The sequence below is a fragment of the Sagittula sp. P11 genome (assembly GCF_002814095.1).
In the GTDB taxonomy this organism is placed as follows: Bacteria; Pseudomonadota; Alphaproteobacteria; order Rhodobacterales; family Rhodobacteraceae; genus Sagittula.
This window is the reverse complement of record NZ_CP021913.1, coordinates 2,816,515-2,835,047: the sequence shown is the minus strand read 5'-3', so window position 1 is coordinate 2,835,047 and position 18,533 is coordinate 2,816,515. Positions and strand designations below refer to the sequence as shown.

The following is an 18,533-nucleotide window of genomic DNA, read 5'->3' as shown; positions in this document are numbered from 1 at the left end:
AACCGCAATGACGTCTGGAAGACGCCCATCAACGCTCGCAGCAGCGGGCAAGGTTGCCCTTCTATCCAGACAAGCGGGTATCACCCAAAATCAGCCTCCACCAAAGAGCCAGATCTGACCGTGGAGTAGGATGACGATGCCAGTGGCGACCTGACACCAGACAACCTAACCACCGACCCTGAAAAGAAATTTGACTGGCGATGCTCTCCCGGACACAGATTTAGCGTGAACCTCCGTAGCCGTGTCGCCGAAAACGGATGTCCAACATGCGCCAATCCACTCTCGGACGTCAGACTGGAAAACCTGCCGCCAAGTCAACTGGAACGCGGCGTGTTGGGGCAAAGTTCTACTTCAATGGCAAACCTTGCAAGCATGGCCATCGCTCAGCGCGAATGCCGAGCAACAAGAATTGCCGAGAATGCAATCATGTCCGTTCGAAACTCTACTCCAATCACGGAACCACGAAAGGCGCAGCGGGCGGCACGTAGGACCGTGCCTGACCCGATGCCCATCTCGTTCTTCGGACCGCATCTGCAAAAATGCCCACACCTATAGAGGAACAAGCCCACGCTGCGATCGAGCGCGTGCCGGGCTGCCATCCTCCCAAGACGAAGCTAATCGCGCCTCTCTAAGAATGGGCACGATTTGCTTGGCAAATGGTCATCTCAGGCCATTACATGGCCAAGGTATGGTGGTATGAACACACACTGACTATCACAAGCCCCCACTCACCCGCACTTCGAGTGGCCGCAGGAGGCGCAGGTCATGCAGCCTTCGACCATCATCATCGTGAACTGGCCGCAGGAGGGGCAGGCCTTGCCGCGGGGGGCGTCGAGGCCAACGACCTTGGCGGTGGGGTCGGACTTCAGGCCCTTGCCTTCGCCCTCCAGGAAGCCGATCGCGATCATGTGGCGCTCGATGACGCCGCCAATGGCCGCGAGGATCGAGGGGATGTACTTGCCCTGCACCCATGCGCCGCCGCGCGGGTCGAAGACGGCCTTCAGTTCCTCGACCACGAAGGACACGTCCCCGCCGCGCCGGAAGACCGCCGAGATCATCCGGGTCAGCGCCACGGTCCAGGCGAAATGCTCCATGTTCTTGGAGTTGATGAAGACCTCGAAGGGCCGGCGCCGTCCACCGACGATGATGTCGTTGATCGTCAGGTAGATTGCGTGTTCGCTGTCGGGCCACTTCAGCTTGTAGGTGTTGCCCTCCAGGTGCTCGGGCCGGTCGAAGGGTTCGGACATGTAGATGACGTCGCCGTGCGGAGTCTGGGGTTCGGCGTCGGTGGAGGCGACGACTTCGGGGACGCCTTCGCCGAAGCGAAGCCACGAAGCGCTGACATTCATGGCTGTTGCCAATTCTTCTATTTTGCCAAACTTCTCCAACCCGCTGGTCTCGAGTTTGGAAATTGTCGCTTGATTGACCTGCAAAGCTGCCGCCAAATCTTGCTGAGTCAGTCCGGCCTTTTTCCTGGCGACTTTCATTCGTGATGCCGAGGAGTCTTCCGACACGCTCAGCACCGACCCGGTCACGTCGTTCGGGCGGTAGGTGGTGCAGCCTTTGCAGCCCGTCTCGTAGGCCGCCATGTAGACTTCCTTGAAGTCCTCGAAGGAGATGTCCTCCGGGCAGTTGATCGTCTTGGAGATCGAGCTGTCGACCCACTTCTGGGCGGCGGCCTGCATCCGGACGTGTTCCAAAGGCGCCAGCGTCTGGGCGTTCACGAAGTAGTCGGGCAGCTCCGCGTCCTCGCCGTGCACCGCGCGGTACATCTGCACCGCGTAGTCGACGACCTCTTCCTCCGTCCGGGTGCCGTCCTTCTGCAGCACCTTGCGGGTGTAGGCGTAGGCAAAGACCGGCTCGATCCCCGACGACACGTTCCCGGCGTAAAGCGAGATCGTCCCGGTGGGCGCGATGGAGGTGACCAGCGCGTTGCGGATGCCGTGCGTGCGGACCGCCTCGCGGACGTCCTCATCCATCGCCATCATGTTGCCGGAGGCGAGGTACTTCTCGGCGTCGAAAAGCGGGAAGGCGCCCTTCTCCTTCGCCAGCTCGACAGAGGCGAGGTAGGCGGCGCGGGCGATCCGTTTCAGCCAGCGTTCGGCCTGATCGGCGGCGGCCTCGGACCCGTAGCGCTGGCCCATCATCAGAAGCGCGTCGGCCAGCCCGGTCACACCCAGGCCGATGCGGCGCTTGTTCTTCGCCTCCTCGGCCTGCTGCGGCAGGGGGAAGCGCGAGGCGTCGACCACGTTGTCCATCATCCGCACGGCGCAGGTCACCAGTTCGTCCAGCGCCTCCTCGTCGAGGCGGGCGGCGTCGGTGAAGGGCTCGGCCACCAGCCGCGCAAGGTTCACAGATCCCAGCAGGCAGGCGCCGTAGGGCGGCAGGGGCTGCTCGCCGCAGGGGTTGGTGGCGGCGATGGTCTCCACGTAGTTGAGGTTGTTGGCCTTGTTGATCCGGTCGATGAAGATCACCCCCGGCTCGGCGTAGTCGTAGGTCGCGCGCATGATGCGGTTCCATAGGTCACGCGCCTGCACGGTGTGATAGACCGTGCCGTCGAACTGCAGCTCCCACGGGCCGTCGTCCTTCACCGCCTCCATGAAGGCGTCGGTCACCAGCACGGAGAGGTTGAACATCCGCAGCCGCGCGCTGTCGGACTTCGCGCCGATGAAGGCCTCGATGTCCGGATGGTCGCAGCGCATGGTCGCCATCATCGCGCCGCGGCGGCTGCCTGCGGACATGATCGTGCGGCACATGGCGTCCCAGACGTCCATGAAGGACAGCGGGCCGGAGGCGTCGGCGGCCACGCCCGTGACCGGCGCGCCCTTGGGCCGGATGGTGGAGAAGTCGTAGCCGATGCCGCCGCCCTGCTGCATGGTCAGCGCGGCCTCTTTCAGCATGTCGAAGATGCCGCCCATGGTGTCGGGGATCGTGCCCATGACGAAGCAGTTGAACAGCGTGACGGAGCGGGCCGTGCCGGCGCCCGCGGTGATGCGGCCTGCGGGCAGGTACTTGAAGTCCTCCAGCGCGGCGTAGAACCGCTCTTCCCAGGCCGACGGCTCCGCCTCGACCTTCGCCAGCGCGCGGGCGATGCGCCGCCAGGTGTCTTCCACCGAAAGGTCGACGGGTGTCCCATCCGCCTCCTTGAGGCGATACTTCATGTCCCAGATCTGTTCGGCAATGGGCGCGGCGAAACGAGTCATGGCGGGTGATTCTCCTTCGACGAGGGAAGACAGGCTGAACGGGGGCAAGTCACGCAACTTGTTGGAGTCGGGGATCAGACGGACACCATATCGTGCGGAAGTGCTGTTGGCCAGCGAAGGTATTGCGACGTCACCGGAGGGGGCCTAGCTGTCCGGTACTCAGCGGTCGCGCGGCTCCCAGTCGGCGTCCGGCACCTGCCGCCGGGCGAGGCGCAGTGCCAGCCCCAGCGCCACGCCGGTCCCGATGGCCACCGTCAGGTCGGCCACCACCGTCAGCACGAAGGTCAGCACCAGCAGCACCTGATCCGAGCGGCGCTCTTTCAGGTAAGCGGCCCAGCGGTGCGGTTCGCTCATGTTCCACGCGGTGAGGATCAGCAGACCGGCCAGCGCGGGCATCGCCATGTACCCGGCCAGCGGCGCCGCCACCAGCATCACCACGAGGATCGTCACCGCATGCACGAGCCCCGCCACCGGCGTCCGCCCTCCGGCGCGCACGTTGGTCGCCGTCCGGGCGATGGCGCCGGTGGCGGGCAGGCCGCCGAACAGCGCCGACCCGACGTTCGCAGCGCCCTGCGCCAGCAGTTCCGCGTTGGGGCGGTGGTGGCCGCCGCTCATCCGGTCCGCGACCATGGCAGACAGCAGCGACTCGATCCCGGCGAGGAAGGCGATGATCAGGGCGGAGGGCAGCAGTTCCGCCAGCCGCGCCAGCGTGACCTCGGGCATTGCGGGCAGCGGCAGGCTCCGCGGCAGGTCCCCGAACCGGCTGCGGATGGTGTCCACCGGCAGGTCCGCCACCGCCACCACGGCAGAGACCAGCGCCACCGCGACGATCAGCCCCGGCAGCTTCGGGAAGGCCCGGCGCAGCGCGACGATCAGCACCATCGCGGCGATCCCCGCCCCCAGGGCCGCACCGCTGACCGCGCCGCGTGCCTGCCACAGGGCGCCCAGCTTGGCGAAGAACTCTGCCGGGACAGCCGCGTCGAGGCCCAGCAGGTCCTTCAACTGGCTGGTGGCGATGATCACCGCGATCCCGATGGTGAAGCCGTTGATCACCGGCTCCGGCACCAGACGGATCAGCCGCCCGGCCTTCAGCGCGCCCGCGACCAGCAGGATCAGCCCGCCCATCAGCGTCGCCAGCACCAGCCCGTCGTAGCCGTGCTCGGCGATCACCCCGTAGACCACCACGATGAAGGCACCCGTCGGGCCGCCGATCTGCACCCGGCTGCCGCCCAAGAGCGAGATCAGGAAGCCGCCGACGATGGCCGTCACCAGCCCCTTCTCCGGCCCGGCCCCGGAAGCCACCGCGATGGCAAGGCTCAGCGGCAGCGCCACCATGGCCACCGTGATCCCTGCCAGCACGTCGGCGCGCAGGGTCTCCCGGTCGTAGGTTTTCAGTGTTGTCAGGATCTTCGGCGTCATCACGGCCTCCGCGCACACGCTTGACCAGTCATGCCCCCGCCGCGCCCGCCATGCAAGACGGTCGCGCGGGCTTGCGTCCGCAGGGCAACACCTTATCTTGTAGCTCCCGACAGGGGCACCCCAACCCAAGCGCCGAGGCCGTCACGATGCCTGCCACCGTCCACCTCCTGAAACTCTCCGTCGGCACCGAGTCGGTCGAGGACTTGGCCGCGTGGCAGACCGCGCAGGCGCCGCGCTGGCCCGAAGGGATGCCCCGCCACGTCACCCGCATGTGGCCCCGGCGCGAGTCCGAGGTGCTGAACGGCGGCTCGATCTTCTGGGTCATCAAGGGCCTGATCCAGGCCCGGCAGCGAATCGCACGGCTCGACCGGGTCACCGGGCAGGACGGCATCGAACGCTGCGCCATCGTGCTGGAGCCCGGCCTGATCCGCGTGCAGACGACGCCCAAACGCCCCTTCCAGGGCTGGCGCTACCTCGCCCCCGGCGACGCCCCCGCCGACCTGCCCGCCTCCCGCGCGGCAGAGGACCCGCTGCCGCCCGAACTGGCCGGCGCGCTGGCAGAGATCGGCGTGATCTGAAACGCAGAAGGGCGGCCCGCAGGCCGCCCCCTCGCCGTTTCGTGCCGACAGGCCCTCAGAACCCGAAGGACCCGAAAAGCCCCGACAGGCCGTTGCGCTCGCCGCGCAGGGTGTTGTGCGTGACCGTATGCGCCGGCGTCCGCTTCTGCTGCGCGTCGCCCAGAAGGATCGTCGCGCCCAGCGACACGCGGTTGCCATCGGACGACCCCAGCATCGAGGACCCGCTGGCCGAGGCGTATTCGCCGCTCAGCATGACTTCCTGTCCGCCCACGAACGTCGTCCATGACATGCCGATCGCCGCCACGTTCACGTCGCCGCCGGTGCCGTCGATCTCGCTCGACTGGTAGCTGGCGAAGGTGCTGAAACCGTCGTTGACCATCAGGCTGCCGCCGATGCCCCAGGTGCGGGCGTCCGAGTCGGTGTCCTCGATATCCGACCGCACCATGCTGCCCCAGACGCTCGCCTGCGGCGTGAGGTCGGCGCGCACCCGCAGGCCCACGTCCTTCGTGGTGGCGTCGAGCCCCAGCAGGTCCACGTCCGTCTCGCCGACGAACAGCGTGCCGCTCATCGCGGCCGCACGCACCTGCGCCTCGACACCGTAGCTGTTCAGGGTCAGGTCCGTGCCCTCGAAGTCGAGCGTGTCCCGCGCGCCGTAGACGCCGATGCCGAAGCCCGGGGTGAACCAGTAGGACGGCGCGATCTCGACCGATGTCTGGTCGACCCGCGAACCGTCTTCATTCAGCCGGTTGAAGCCAAGGTCGACCCCCGTCTCGATCTGACCGAAGCGCAAGATACTCTCCCCTTCGAGGGAGTACGCATTCGCCCCCTCGCCGTCGAGCGACAGGTGGCTGTAGCCCAGCCCGATTGCCGTGGAATGGTCGAGTTGCTGCGCACCCGCAGGCACAGCCCACGAAAGGCCGCACAGGGCGACCGTCAAAATTCTGCTCATTACTGCCTCACAGTTTTTTCTGTTTGTTCTGGGGCGATGTTAACCTTCGCGGCACCATTCCGGCAAGCCGAAACGCCCCTTCGGCGCAACGCTTCGGATGGTGACCCGTCCACCCGGCCCGCCCCTCAGCGCCCCGTTCCGCGCAGCAGGCACAACGCCAGCGCCGCCCCCTCCCGCGCCCGGAGCGGCAGCCGTCGGCGCAACGGCAGCTGCGGCGCCTCCGGACAGGAGAGCCGCACCGCCATCCCCATCCGTCGCGCCAGAAGCCGCACCCTGGGCGCGTGGAAGCCGTCCGTCACGACCACCACCTCCGCCGCGTCCAGCGCCTCCAGCAGCGGCCGCGACAGCATCAGGTTCTCCGCCGTCGACCGGGCCGCCTGCTCCAGCGTCAGGGCCGCCTCGGGCACGCCCGCCTCCGCACAGACCCGCGCGATCACCGCCGCCTCGCTCGGGCCGCCCCACAGCGCCCCGCCAGAGGCCAGGATACGGCCCACCTCGCCCCGCAGGTACAGACCGGCGGCGTGCTCTGCCCTGCGGCGCAGCGCGGGCGACGGCGCGCCGTCCTCCTGAACCTTCGCTCCCAGCACAAGTGCAACGCGCATCCGCACAGATCCCCCTCTGGCATTCCCCGTCCCATCGCTTACGTTGCAGGCAAGCGACAGGAGACCACAATGACCGAATACGTTCCCCCGAAAGTCTGGACCTGGGACCAGCCGTCCGGCGGCACCTGGGCCAACCTCAACCGTCCGGTTGCAGGCGCCACGCACGACAAGGTCCTGCCCGTGGGCGATCATCCCTTCCAGCTCTATTCCATGGGCACGCCCAATGGCCAGAAGGTGACCATCCTCTTCGAGGAGCTGCTGGCCGCAGGTCACGCGGCGGAATACGACGCATGGCTCATCAAGATCGGCGACGGCGACCAGTTCGGCTCCGGTTTCGTCGAGGCGAACCCCAACTCCAAGATCCCGGCGCTGATGGACCACACCGGCGACGCGCCCGTGCGGGTCTTCGAATCCGCCGCCATCCTCATGCACCTGGCCGAGAAGTTCGACGCCTTCCTCGGGCCCAAGGACCAGCGGGCCGAGATGCTCTCGTGGCTGTTCTGGCAGATGGGCAGCGCGCCCTACCTCGGCGGCGGCTTCGGACATTTCTACGCCTATGCGCCTGAGAAGTACGAATACCCGATCAACCGCTTCACGATGGAGGTGAAGCGCCAGCTCGACGTGCTGGACCGCCACCTCGCCTCCAGCCGCTACATGGTGGGCGACCACTACACCATCGCCGACATGGCGATCTGGCCTTGGTACGGGCGCACCGTGCACGGGCAGGCCTACGACGCGGGCGAGTTCCTCGACGTGCAGAGCTACAAGAACGTGCTCCGCTGGGCCGACGAGCTGCAGGAGCGTGAACCGGTGCAGCGCGGCCGCATCGTCAACCGCACCGGCGACGGCTTCGTCGAGGAGCGCCACAGCGCGGCGGACATCGACGCCGTCCTCAAAGGCTGACCCACACAAGGTAGGGCGGGGCTTTGCGCCGCCCTGCCCTCCCCACCGTCGCGTCACATCCGCGACAGCCCGTCTGGCCGGACCCGCGGACCCCGCTATCTGGCGCAGCATGGACCCCAAACGCCCCCGCGCCGTTCCCCGCTCCCGCTTCGCCCGTGCCGCCGGTCTCGGCTCCCTTGCCACCGGCATCGCGGGCAGCGCCGCGCTCGGGGCCGCGGTCAGCATGCTGCGCGGCGAGCGGCCCGACCGCCGCGCCCTCCTCCTGACCCCCGGCAACGTCAACCGTCTGACGCGCGAACTCGCCCGGATGCGCGGCGCAGCGATGAAGCTGGGCCAGCTCCTCTCGATGGAGAACAGCGACCTCCTGCCGCCCGACCTCGCCCGCGTGCTGGCCCGCCTGCGCGACGACGCCCACCACATGCCGCCCCGCCAGTTGAAACAGGTGCTCATGGCGGAATACGGCCCGGACGCGCTGAAGCGCTTCCGGCAGTTCGATCCACGCCCGCGCGCCGCCGCCTCCATCGGGCAGGTCCACCGCGTGACCGCCGCCGACGGGCGCGACCTCGCCCTCAAGATCCAGTATCCCGGCATCGCGCAGGCGATCCGCGCCGACGTGGCCAACCTCGGCACCCTGTTGCGCGCCTCGGGCCTCCTGCCCAAGACGCTCGACCTCGCGCCCCTGCTGGCAGAGGCCACGGCGCAGCTGGAGGAAGAGGCCGACTATGCCCTCGAGGCCACCCGCCTCGCGCGCTTCCACGACCTCCTGAAGGACGCCCCCGCCTTCGTCGTGCCCCGCCCGCACCCGGACCTCTCGACGCCGCGCATCCTCGCCATGGACTTCATCGAGAGCCACCCGATCGACACGCTGGAAGACGCAGAGCAACAGCAGCGCGACACCGCCCTCACCCGCCTCTTCACGCTCTTCCTGCGGGAACTCTTCCACTGGCGGCTCGTCCAGACCGATCCGAACTTCGCCAACTACCGGCTGACACCAGACGGCACCCGCATCGTGCTTCTGGACTTCGGCGCCACCCGCGCCTTCACACCGGAAAGCACCGCCCGCTTCCGCGCCCTTCTGGACGCCACCCACCGGGGCGACCCCGACGCGCTCCGGCAGGCGCTGGCGGGCACCGGCTTCATCACCGATACGACGCCCGCCGATCAGGTCAGGACGATCCTCGACATGGCCGCGCTGATCCGCCCGGTGCTGACGTCCGGGACGCCTTTCGACTTCGGCGACACCACGCTGCTCAACACGTTGCGGCGGATGGGCGAGCACCTGACCCTGACGCAGGGCTACTCGGAGGTGCCGCACATGGACGCCCTCCACCTGCAGCGCAAGCTCGCCGGTCTGGTGCTGCTCGCCACGCGGATGCGGGCCCGCGTGCCGCTGGGCACACTGCTGGACGATCACCTGCCCTGACGGCCGGTCGTCCGTGCCATCCCCGGGGGGCGCAACATCCCGTAGGGCGGGGCTTTGCGCCGCCTCCCCCTGTCAACACGCCGCCTGACGCTGGTTATTCGACCCCCAGGCAGTCACACAGCGCCCGCAGGGAGCTGCGCTGCCGGTCCGATAGCTCCGCCACCCGCGACCGGTACAGCGTCGCCTGCGAGCGCAGCACCGGCTCTTCGCCGAGGATTTTCAGCTGGTTGGCGCGCAGCGTCTCGCCGGTCGAGGTGATGTCCGCCACCGCCTCCGCCGTCAGGTTCTTCACCGTGCCTTCGGTCGCGCCCTGGCTGTCGACAAGCTGGTAGTCGGCCACGCCGCCCATGTGCAGGTAGGCCCGCACCAGCCGGTGATACTTCGTCGCGATCCGCATCCTGAAACCGTGCCGCGCGCGGAAGGCCGCCGCCGCCCCGTCCAGATCGTCCAGCGTGTCCACGTCGACCCAGGCCTGCGGCACCGCCACGATCAGGTCCGCATGGCCAAAGCCCAGCTCCGCCAGCGGCGCAACCTTCTGGTCCCACTGCACCAGCTTCTCCTGCACAAGGTCGGTGCCCGTCACGCCAAGGTGCACCCGCCCCGCCGCCAGTTCGCGCGGGATCTCGCCCGCCGACAGCAGCACCAGTTCGATGCCGTCCACGCCCTCGACCGCGCCGGAATACTCCCGCTCCGACCCGGTGCGCGACAGCATCACGCCGCGCGCGCCGAACCAGTCGAAGGTCTTCTCCATCAGCCGCCCCTTGGAGGGCACGCCCAGCTTGATCGTCATTGACCCGCCTCCCGCATCCGCTCCAGGTCGACCAGCAGGCCGGTGCGGATCACGCCGCCCACCGCCGGGATCTCGCGGCCCTGCCCAAGCTGCCGGGTCAGCGCGTCGTAGCGCCCGCCGGTCGCCACCGCCGGCCAGTCCGGCCGCTGCGGGCAGAGGAACCCGAAGACGAAACCGTCGTAATACTCCATCGAGGTGCGGCCATAGCTCGCCTCGAAAGACAGGTGCGTGACGTCCACGCCGCGCGCCTCCATGGCGTCGCAGCGCGCGCCGAAACGGTCCACCGCCGCGCCGATGGCGGGCATGTCCACGGCGATGTCGCGCAGGTGTTCCAGCGCGTGCGGGCAGGCCTCGGACACCTTCAGCAGCGTCTCGATCAGCGCCACCTCCTCGTCCGCCAGCGGCGGCTCCGACGCGTCGGCGCGCAGCACCTCGATCCGCGCGCGGATCTCCTCTTCGGAGCGCAGGCCGATCACCGGCCCCGCCCCCGCCATGGGATCGTCGGAAGCCAGCAGCGCCGTGCGCGACGCGGGCACCGGCACCCGGCCCGCGTAACGGTCCAGAAGCGCGCGGAACCGCCGGGGCCGCCAGATGTGCCGCATCAGCGCCGTGCGCCTTTGCTCGGTGGTGTTCAGCCCCCAGACCGCCGCCGTCAGGATGCCGATGTCGCCCACCACCGGGCGCAGGCCGTAGGGCGCCAGCGCATCGGCGAAGGCGGCAAAGACCTCCGCGTCGGAAAGCGCCGGGTCGGCGCGGTCGAAGACCTCGTAGCCCACCTGGAAATACTCCGGCGCGCGCTCGGGATGATCCTCCTGCCGGCGAAAGACCTCGCCCGCGTAGGTGTAGCGCGCGGGCTCCGCGCCCTCGGCCATGTGCATCTGCACCACCGGCACGGTGAAGTCCGGGCGCAGCATGACCTCGCCGCGCACCGGATCGACGGTCACGAAGGCGCGCGTGCGCACGTCCTCGCCGTAGAGGTCCAGCAGCACCTCCGCCGGTTGCAGCACGGCACAGTCGACGGGCACGGCGCCCGCCGCCTCGAACCGGTCGCGCAGCGCAAAGGCCTTCGCCCTGTAGGCCTGCAGGGTCACGCCTGCCCCTCCAGGATCTCGCGGACCTTGGCCACGAGGTCGCCGCGGGCCACCTCGTACTGCGAGGGCCGTTCCTTCCATTCCTCGAGCGAGGCGTTCTCGGCGATCTTCGCGCCGAGGATCAGGTCCTTGATCTGCACAACGCCGCGCGCCTTCTCGTCACCGCCCTCGATGACCGCCACCGGCGAGTGGCGCTTGTCCGCGTACTTGAGCTGGTTGCCGAAGTTCTTCGGGTTGCCGAGGTAGACCTCCGCCCGGATGCCCGCCTGCCGCAGCTCCGCCACCATCGCCTGGTAATCGGCCATGCGGTCGCGGTCCATCACGGTGACGACCACCGGCCCGGTCTCCGACCCGCCGACGCGGCCCTTCTCGCGCAGCGCCGCCAGCAGCCGGTCCACACCGATGGAGACACCCGTCGCGGGCACAACCTGCCCGGTGAAGCGCTTCACCAGATCGTCGTAGCGCCCGCCGCCCGCGACAGATCCGAACTGCCGCTTGCGGCCCTTCTCGTCGGGAATCTTGAAGGTCAGCTCTGCCTCGAACACCGGCCCGGTGTAATAGCCCAGGCCACGCACCACCGACGGATCGATCACGATGCGGTCGGGACCATAGCCCTGCGCCATGAGAAGCGCGACGATTTCATCCAGCTCTTGCACACCCTCCTTGCCGACTTCGGAGTGACCAACAATTTGTTCCAAGAGCATCAGGGTGGCGATGTTTGCGATGTTAGCAGGTACAAATTCGGCCTCATTTCCCCCCGTCTCTTGCGACAACATTGCCCGCACGACGCTTTCAAAGCGACCGAACATATCGAAATTGCCTTGAAGCGCTGCCTCAGACAGGTTCGCGACATACGTACTGCGGACACTTTGGCGAGCCGTAAGGAAGGCCAGCACCGGCTCCGCCTGCTCAGGCGCAAGCCCCACGCCGTCGATATAGGCGCCGGAGGCATCCAGCCGGCCCTTGCCCAGAAGCTCGCGCACGCCGGACTCGCCGACCTTGTCGAACTTGTCGATGGTGCGCAGGACCGCAGCCGCCTGTTCCTCGTCGGCGACGCCCATCGCCTGAAGCACGCCGTTCAGGACCTTCCGGTTGTTCACCCGGATCAGGTAGTCGCCGCGCGGGATGCCCAGCTCTTCGAGGCAGTCGGCCAGCATCGCGCAGATCTCCGCGTCCGCCGCCACGCTCGCCGCGCCCACGGTGTCCGCATCGCACTGGTAGAACTGGCGGTAGCGCCCCGGTCCCGGCTTCTCGTTGCGCCAGACCGGCCCCATGGCAAAGCGCCGGTAGGGCAGCGGCAGGTCGTTGCGGTGCTCGGCATAGACCCGGGCCAGCGGCGCCGTCAGGTCGTAGCGCAGCGCCATCCAGTTGTCGTCCTCGTCCTGCCAGGCGAATACGCCCTCGTTCGGGCGGTCCACGTCCGGCAGGAACTTGCCAAGCGCCTCGACCGTCTCCACCGCCGAGGACTCCAGCGCCTCGAAGCCGTACCGATGGTACACCCCGGCGATCTTCGACAGCATCTCGGTGCGCTCACGCACCTCGTGCCCGAAATAGTCGCGGAACCCCTTGGGCGTCTGAGCCTTGGGGCGGGGGGCTTTCTTCACTTTGGCCATGGCACCGGTCCCGGTTACACTGCTGCATTGTCGCGCACCCTCTACCGGGAAGGCGTGGCATGGGCAAGCAAGCCTGCCCTTGCGGAGACGGGCTCATGCAAATAACCATGAGCCCTCTGCCAACTGAAGGAGGACCAGGACATGACCGATGACATGAGTCGCCTCGAAGAGCAGATGGCCCACCTCCTCCGGACGGTCGACGACCTGTCCGACGTGGTGGCCCGACAGGACCGCGAATTGCGGGACGTTTCCCGGCGGGTGGAAATCCTGCTCCGCCGCGAGGCCCAGCGGGACGCCGACACCGCCGGCAGCATCTTCCTCGGCGACGAAAAACCCCCGCATTACTAGGCCGCGAAAGCACCGCCTTTCGCGGCCGGTGGGCAAGCGGGGTTTCCCCGGAAACCTCAGCGCCCACACCCATCCCATGCCGGGTACACCAGCCCCGATATCCCGGCCTTTCGCCACCGACGAGCGGACAGATGCACCACGAACGGCGTCACGCCCCCTCTCACCCCCACGAGGCGTGCGACGTGCAGACCTCCAGCGCGCGCCTGAAACCGTCGCGGTCGCGGCAGCGGTCGAGGTAGGCGGCTTCCGGCGCCTCCAGCGCGATCCCGGCGCTTTTCCACGACTGGAGCAGCGCATAGGCGACCGAGATGTCGGCGGCGGTGAAACCGCCTCCGGCAAGATAGCGCGTGCGTTCGAGCTGGCGGCGCACCAGCTTCATCCGGTTGTGATACTGGCGCAGCGCGTGGCGGACGGTGGGGTTGTCGCGCTCGGCCTCGGTGGGCAGGAACCGCGCGTTCAGCACCCAGTAGGACGCGCCCGCAAGCCCCGCCTCGCCCATCATGAGGAACTGCCGGTAAGGCGCAAAGGCGTCCGACTGCGGGTCCGGGGCAAGGGGGTGCGGACCGTAACGGGCCAGAAGGTAGTCCATGATGGCGATGGATTCGACCATCACCGTGGCGCCGTCCACCAGCGCCGGGATGAACCCGCTGGGGTTGATCTGCAGGAACTCCGGGTCGTTCTCCACCCCGGCCAGCATGTCGACCGGGCGGAAGCGGTAGGGCAGGCCCATCTCCTCCAGCAGCCAGACGACCCGGAACCCCCGGCCCTCGCCATAGACGGTCAGCATCTGCCCCTCCCGGATCGGTTTGATATCAACCTAACGGAACGGGCCGAAAGCACAAGGCGTCACCGCCGCCGTGCCTCAGTTCTTCAGTTCTTCAGTTCTTCATGTCCATGGCAACCACTTCGCCGTCGTGCAGCAGGATGTTCTTCCAGCGGGTGTTGTCCTCGAACCGCTCGTAGACCGAGACAAAGACCGTGTCCCGCTCCAGCGCCTTCATGCGCGAGCCGCAGGGCTTGCCCTTGCCGACGCGGCAGACCTTGGACTTCACGCCCTCGTAGGCCACGTCGGTCGCCAGCACCGGCAGGGATTCGCCCGCCGGGCCGTAGTGGATCTGTTCCCAGCTTTCCGGCGAGCCGAAGATCACCAGCGCGGCGGTGAACTGCCGTGCGCAGCCGTCCTTGAAGCCGGTCATGTAGAAGGTATGCGCGCCGGTCGAGCCGGGCGTGCTGTCGTGCAGCTGGTAGCCCCGACCGCCTTCGGGCCATGTCTGCGTGACCGGCCCCAGCTTTGCGCCCGGCACGCCGCAGACCCGGGCGATCTGCCCGTAAGGCACGGTGGTGCCATAGGCGATCTCGCGCGCGTCAGGGGCGCCGGGGCGCGGCGCAGCACGGCGGTTGACCCGGGGCGCGCCAGACGTGGTGGCCGCCGCAAGCTGCACATCGCCGCCGCCCAGCCCGAAGAGGCCGCGCCGCCGCGGCGCTTCCTCCGCTTCGACGACAACCACCTCCGCATCGTCAGGGGCAGAGCCCACGTCGTCCAGATCGTCGGTGACGGCCTCGTCCGCAGCAGCGTCTTCCGCAGCAGCCACCGTCGTCGTGGCCTGCGCAGCGTCGGCCTTGCCCTTCAGGAAACCGAGCAGGCCCCGCTGCGGCGCGGTGTCGGCCACGGGCGCGACGGGAAGCGTTTCGGCATCGGCACTGGTGGCAAGGACATCGGCCTGCCCGGCCTCGGTCTCCACCGGCACATCGGCCAGGCGCGGCACGTCCTTCAGGGGATCGCCGCAGCCCGAGGCCAGCAGGACCAGTGACATTCCGATGAAAACTTTGCGCATTTCGTCCCCTGGCGGTTTCGACCCTCGTACAGCAGCAGCGCACGCGAGGTCCACTCTCCCATGGGATAGGTCTGCCCGTCAGGCGGGAAACCGCCCCTTTCCGCGGCGGTCTCCGCACACCGCGCAGGCCCCATGCGATCGCCGGGACCGGCTCAGAAGTCTTCGACCGCCAGCACCCCGTCGAGCGATTTCACCGCGCCCTTGATCTCCGGCGTGACGGGGAAGCGTTCGGAAAGGTCCATCTCCACCTCGCCCGGCAGGCCCGGCGCCGCCAGCCGCAGCACGATCGGCGCGCGCGGCGCCTTCGGCAACTGCTCGGCGGCGCGGCCCAGCACGCTGGCGATCTGGCTCAGCGCCATCTCCGTGTCGACGAAGATCCGCATCCCCGAAGGGCCGCCCTGCGCCGCCGCCGCATCCACCGGCATCACCGCCCGGCCCAGCAGTTTCAACTGGTCGCTCTCCATCGTCGCCTCGACGGTGACGACGACCTTCGACCCGGTCTCGAGGTGTTCGCGCGACTTCTCCAGCGTCTCGGAGAACAGCGTGACCTCGTAGGCGCCGGTCGGGTCCGACAGCTGCGCAAAGGCAAAACGGTTGCCGCGCGCCGACTTGCGTTCCTGCCGTCCGGCCACGACGCCCGCCAGCTTGGCCACCAGCGGGCCGCGCTCGGCCTTGGCCATGACCTCGTCCAGCGTCACCACGTCCTGCCGCTTCAGCGCGGGCATGTAATCGTCGAGCGGGTGACCGGACAGGTAGAAGCCCACCGCCTTGAACTCCTCCGCCAGCCGTTCGGCGGGCAGCCAGTCGGACACCGGCGACAGGCGCGGCTCCGGCAGATCGTCGCCCGCCTCGCCGAACAGCGACACCTGGGCGGAGCTCTTCTGCTCGTGGATCGCCGCCGAATAGGCCACCAGCGCGTCGAGCGAATCGAACAGCCGCCGGCGGTTCGGGTCGAGCACGTCGAAACAGCCCGCCCGCGCCATCATCTCCAGAGGACGCTTGCCGATCTTCTTCAGGTCCACGCGGCGGGCAAAGTCGAAGACGGTCGAGAACGGCCGCCCGTCGCGCCCCTCCACCACCAGCTTCATCGCCTCGAGGCCCACGTTCTTCAGTGCGCCCAGGGCATAGACAAGCTGCCCCTCCACCACGTCGAACGTCGCGAGCGAGCGGTTCACGCAGGGCGGCACCCACGGCAGGCCCAGCCCCTTGCGGACCTCCTCGAAATAGACGGCCAGCTTGTCAGTCAGGTGGATATCGCAGTTCATGACGCCCGCCATGAACTCCACCGGGTGGTTCGCCTTGAGCCACGCGGTCTGGTAGCTGACCACCGCGTAGGCCGCCGCGTGCGACTTGTTGAAGCCGTAGTTGGCGAACTTCTCCAGAAGGTCGAAGACCTCGGTGGCCTTCTTCTTCTCCACCCCGTTCTTCGCCGCGCCCTGTTCGAACTTGGGCCGTTCGGCGTCCATCGCCTCCTTGATCTTCTTGCCCATCGCGCGGCGCAGCAGGTCGGCGCCGCCGAGCGAGTAGCCCGCCATCTCCTGCGCGATCTGCATCACCTGTTCCTGGTAAACGATGATGCCCTGCGTCTCGGCCAGGATGTGGTCGATGGACGGGTGGACGGACGTGATCTCGCGCAGGCCGTTCTTGACCTCGCAATAGACCGGGATGTTCTCCATCGGGCCGGGGCGGTACAGCGCCACAAGCGCCACGATGTCCTCGATGCAGGTGGGCTTCATGCGCTTGAGCGCATCCATCATGCCCGAGCTTTCCACCTGGAACACCGCCACCGTCTTGGCCGAGGCATAGAGCTTGTAGGTGACCTTGTCGTCCAGCGGGATCAGGTTGATCTGGTTCTCCGCCCCCTCCGGCGGCTCGTACAGCTGCGTGCCGTCGGCGGCGACATGCAGCGGGCGCCCGGACTTGAAGATCAGGTCCATGGCGTTCTGGATCACCGTCAGCGTCTTCAGGCCGAGGAAGTCGAACTTCACCAGACCGGCCTGCTCCACCCACTTCATGTTGAACTGCGTCGCCGGCATGTCGGAACGCGGGTCGCGGTAGAGCGGCACCAGCTCGTCCGTGGGGCGGTCGGCGATGACCACGCCCGCCGCGTGCGTGCCGGCGCTGCGCAGCAGCCCCTCCACCTGCATCCCGTATTTCAGCAGCCGGTCGACGACCTCCTCGTTCCGCGCCTCCTCGGCCAGCCGCGGCTCGTCCCGCAGCGCCTGCTCGATGGACACGGGTTTGACCCCCTCCACCGGGATCATCTTCGACAGGCGGTCCACCTGCCCGTAGGGCATCTGCAGGACCCGGCCCATGTCGCGCACCGCCGCCTTCGACAGGAGCGCGCCGAAGGTGATGATCTGCGCGACCCGGTCATGGCCGTACTTCTGCTGCACGTACTGGATCACCTCCTCGCGGCGATCCATGCAGAAGTCGATGTCGAAGTCGGGCATCGACACGCGTTCCGGGTTCAGGAAGCGTTCGAACAGCAGCGAATAGCGGAGCGGGTCGAGGTCGGTGATCGTCAGCGCGTAGGCCACCAGCGACCCCGCGCCCGAGCCCCGCCCCGGCCCGACCGGGATGTCCTGGTCCTTGGCCCACTGGATGAAATCCGCAACGATCAGGAAGTAGCCGGGGAAGCCCATCCCCTCGATGATCCCCAGCTCGAAGTCGAGCCGCTTCTGGTATTCCTCCACCGGCACGGCATGCGGGATCACGGCCAGACGCGCCTGCAGCCCCTCGTTCGCCATGCGGCGCAGTTCCGTCACCTCGTCGTCGGCGAAACGCGGCAGGATCGGGTCGCGGCGATAGGCCATGAAGGCACAGCGCTTCGCGATCTCGACGGTGTTTTCCAGCGCCTCCGGCAGGTCGGCGAACAGCACCGCCATCTCCTGCGGGGTCTTCAGGTAGTGCTGCGGCGTCAGGCGGCGGCGCGGTTCCTGCTGGTCGACATAGGCGCCCTCCGCGATGCAGATCATCGCGTCATGCGCCTCGTACATGGTGGACTTCGGGAAATAGACGTCGTTCGTCGCGACCAGCGGCAGGCCCATCTCGTAGGCCATCTCGACAAAGCCGCGCTCCGTCAGTTGCTCCGCCTCGGGCGGCGTGCCGTCCTCGCCGGGGTGGCGCTGCAGCTCGACGTACAGCCGGTCTTCGAAGATCGAATGCAGCCGGGTCATCAGCGTCTGCGCCGCCGCCCGCGAATTGGTGCGCAGAAGCCGCCCCACCGGCCCGTCCGGCCCGCCCGACAGGCAGATCACGTCCTCCGAATGCGCCTCCAGTTCGTCCAGCGTCACATGCGCCAGCTCGTTGTCGCGGCGCAGGTACAGGCAGGAATTGAGCTTCATCAGATGCTCGTAGCCGCGCTCCGTCTGGGCCAGCAGCACCACCGGCGCCGGCGGCCTGATCCGCTCGCCCGGGGCGTGCTCGAAATAGCGCAGGTCGATCTGGCAGCCGATGATCGGCTGCACGCCCGCCCCGGCGGCGCCCACGGAAAATTCCAGCGCGGCGAACAGGTTGTTGGTGTCGGTGACCGCCACGGCGGGCATCCCCATGTCGGCACACATGCCCGGCAGCTTCTTCAGCCGGAGCGCGCCTTCGAGAAGAGAATATTCGGTGTGGGTGCGGAGGTGGATGAATCGCGGATCTGCCATGGCCGCAGACTACAGCGTTTCACGGACCGGCTGGAACACCCCGCGACGCGAAAGATGACAGAAACCCGGAGGTCGGCTACACGAATTGGTGTCTCCCCTTCCCCCAGACACGCCGGTCGCGTAGAC

15 protein-coding genes are annotated in these 18,533 nt (G+C 68.0%); 5 read left to right on the top strand and 10 right to left on the bottom strand.

The features are described 5' to 3' along the window. Positions 1–150: 150 nt before the first annotated feature. Complete coding sequence (locus CDO87_RS27590; protein WP_100929288.1) at positions 151–555, top strand: zinc-ribbon domain-containing protein; 405 nt, start codon at positions 151–153, stop codon at positions 553–555. Positions 556–728: 173 nt separating this feature from the next. On the opposite strand, the gene CDO87_RS13675 is transcribed toward CDO87_RS27590, so the two are convergent. Both CDO87_RS13675 and CDO87_RS13670 read right to left on the bottom strand, forming a co-directional pair. After that, positions 729–3,203, bottom strand: coding sequence for an adenosylcobalamin-dependent ribonucleoside-diphosphate reductase (locus tag CDO87_RS13675; RefSeq protein WP_100929287.1), 2,475 nt, complete (start codon positions 3,201–3,203; stop codon positions 729–731). Between the two features lie 159 nt (positions 3,204–3,362). Next, complete coding sequence (locus CDO87_RS13670) at positions 3,363–4,622, bottom strand: SulP family inorganic anion transporter (protein WP_100929286.1); 1,260 nt, start codon at positions 4,620–4,622, stop codon at positions 3,363–3,365. Between the two features lie 146 nt (positions 4,623–4,768). Here CDO87_RS13670 and CDO87_RS13665 point away from each other — a divergent pair, with 146 nt between their 5' ends. Continuing rightward, positions 4,769–5,200, top strand: coding sequence for a DUF1489 family protein (locus CDO87_RS13665; protein WP_100929285.1), 432 nt, complete (start codon positions 4,769–4,771; stop codon positions 5,198–5,200). 55 nt (positions 5,201–5,255) lie between these two features. Here the strand turns inward: CDO87_RS13665 and CDO87_RS13660 are convergent, their stop codons facing one another. Then, on the bottom strand, positions 5,256–6,149 hold the full coding sequence (locus CDO87_RS13660) for a hypothetical protein (protein WP_157814988.1): 894 nt from the start codon (positions 6,147–6,149) through the stop codon (positions 5,256–5,258). A gap of 125 nt (positions 6,150–6,274) precedes the next feature. Next, entirely contained in the window at positions 6,275–6,751 is a 477-nt protein-coding gene (locus CDO87_RS13655) for a YdcF family protein (protein WP_100929283.1), read from the bottom strand. Positions 6,752–6,820: 69 nt separating this feature from the next. Here CDO87_RS13655 and yghU point away from each other — a divergent pair, with 69 nt between their 5' ends. Together yghU and CDO87_RS13645 are read left to right on the top strand one after the other, a co-directional pair. Next, complete coding sequence (yghU, locus tag CDO87_RS13650; protein WP_100929282.1) at positions 6,821–7,654, top strand: glutathione-dependent disulfide-bond oxidoreductase; 834 nt, start codon at positions 6,821–6,823, stop codon at positions 7,652–7,654. Positions 7,655–7,763: 109 nt separating this feature from the next. After that, positions 7,764–9,077 carry an AarF/ABC1/UbiB kinase family protein gene (locus CDO87_RS13645; RefSeq protein ID WP_100929281.1) on the top strand — a complete coding sequence of 438 codons (1,314 nt, stop codon included), beginning with the start codon at positions 7,764–7,766 and terminating at the stop codon, positions 9,075–9,077. Between the two features lie 94 nt (positions 9,078–9,171). On the opposite strand, the gene hisG is transcribed toward CDO87_RS13645, so the two are convergent. Genes hisG through hisS form a run of 3 tightly spaced genes read right to left on the bottom strand, consistent with a single transcriptional unit; the run spans position 9,172 to position 12,571 of the window. Then, positions 9,172–9,867, bottom strand: a complete 696-nt coding sequence (hisG, locus tag CDO87_RS13640) for an ATP phosphoribosyltransferase (protein ID WP_100929280.1) — start codon at positions 9,865–9,867, stop codon at positions 9,172–9,174. After that, positions 9,864–10,958 carry an ATP phosphoribosyltransferase regulatory subunit gene (locus tag CDO87_RS13635; RefSeq protein WP_100929279.1) on the bottom strand — a complete coding sequence of 365 codons (1,095 nt, stop codon included), beginning with the start codon at positions 10,956–10,958 and terminating at the stop codon, positions 9,864–9,866. The genes hisG and CDO87_RS13635 overlap by 4 nt, the downstream gene beginning before the upstream one ends. Next, entirely contained in the window at positions 10,955–12,571 is a 1,617-nt protein-coding gene (gene hisS / locus CDO87_RS13630) for a histidine--tRNA ligase (protein WP_100929278.1), read from the bottom strand. The genes CDO87_RS13635 and hisS overlap by 4 nt, the downstream gene beginning before the upstream one ends. A 141-nt stretch (positions 12,572–12,712) precedes the next feature. On the opposite strand from hisS, the gene CDO87_RS13625 reads away from it, so the two are divergent. Next, entirely contained in the window at positions 12,713–12,919 is a 207-nt protein-coding gene (locus CDO87_RS13625) for a SlyX family protein (RefSeq protein ID WP_254698121.1), read from the top strand. A 160-nt stretch (positions 12,920–13,079) separates the two neighbouring features. Here the strand turns inward: CDO87_RS13625 and CDO87_RS13620 are convergent, their stop codons facing one another. From CDO87_RS13620 to dnaE, 3 genes are all read right to left on the bottom strand, one after another. Continuing rightward, a complete protein-coding gene (locus CDO87_RS13620; RefSeq protein WP_100929277.1) occupies positions 13,080–13,706 on the bottom strand; it encodes a glutathione S-transferase family protein in 627 nt (208 codons plus the stop codon). Positions 13,707–13,797: 91 nt separating this feature from the next. Continuing rightward, complete coding sequence (locus tag CDO87_RS13615; RefSeq protein WP_100929276.1) at positions 13,798–14,754, bottom strand: MGMT family protein; 957 nt, start codon at positions 14,752–14,754, stop codon at positions 13,798–13,800. Between the two features lie 152 nt (positions 14,755–14,906). Next, positions 14,907–18,407, bottom strand: a complete 3,501-nt coding sequence (dnaE, locus tag CDO87_RS13610) for a DNA polymerase III subunit alpha (RefSeq protein WP_100929275.1) — start codon at positions 18,405–18,407, stop codon at positions 14,907–14,909. Between the last annotated feature and the right edge of the window lie 126 nt (positions 18,408–18,533).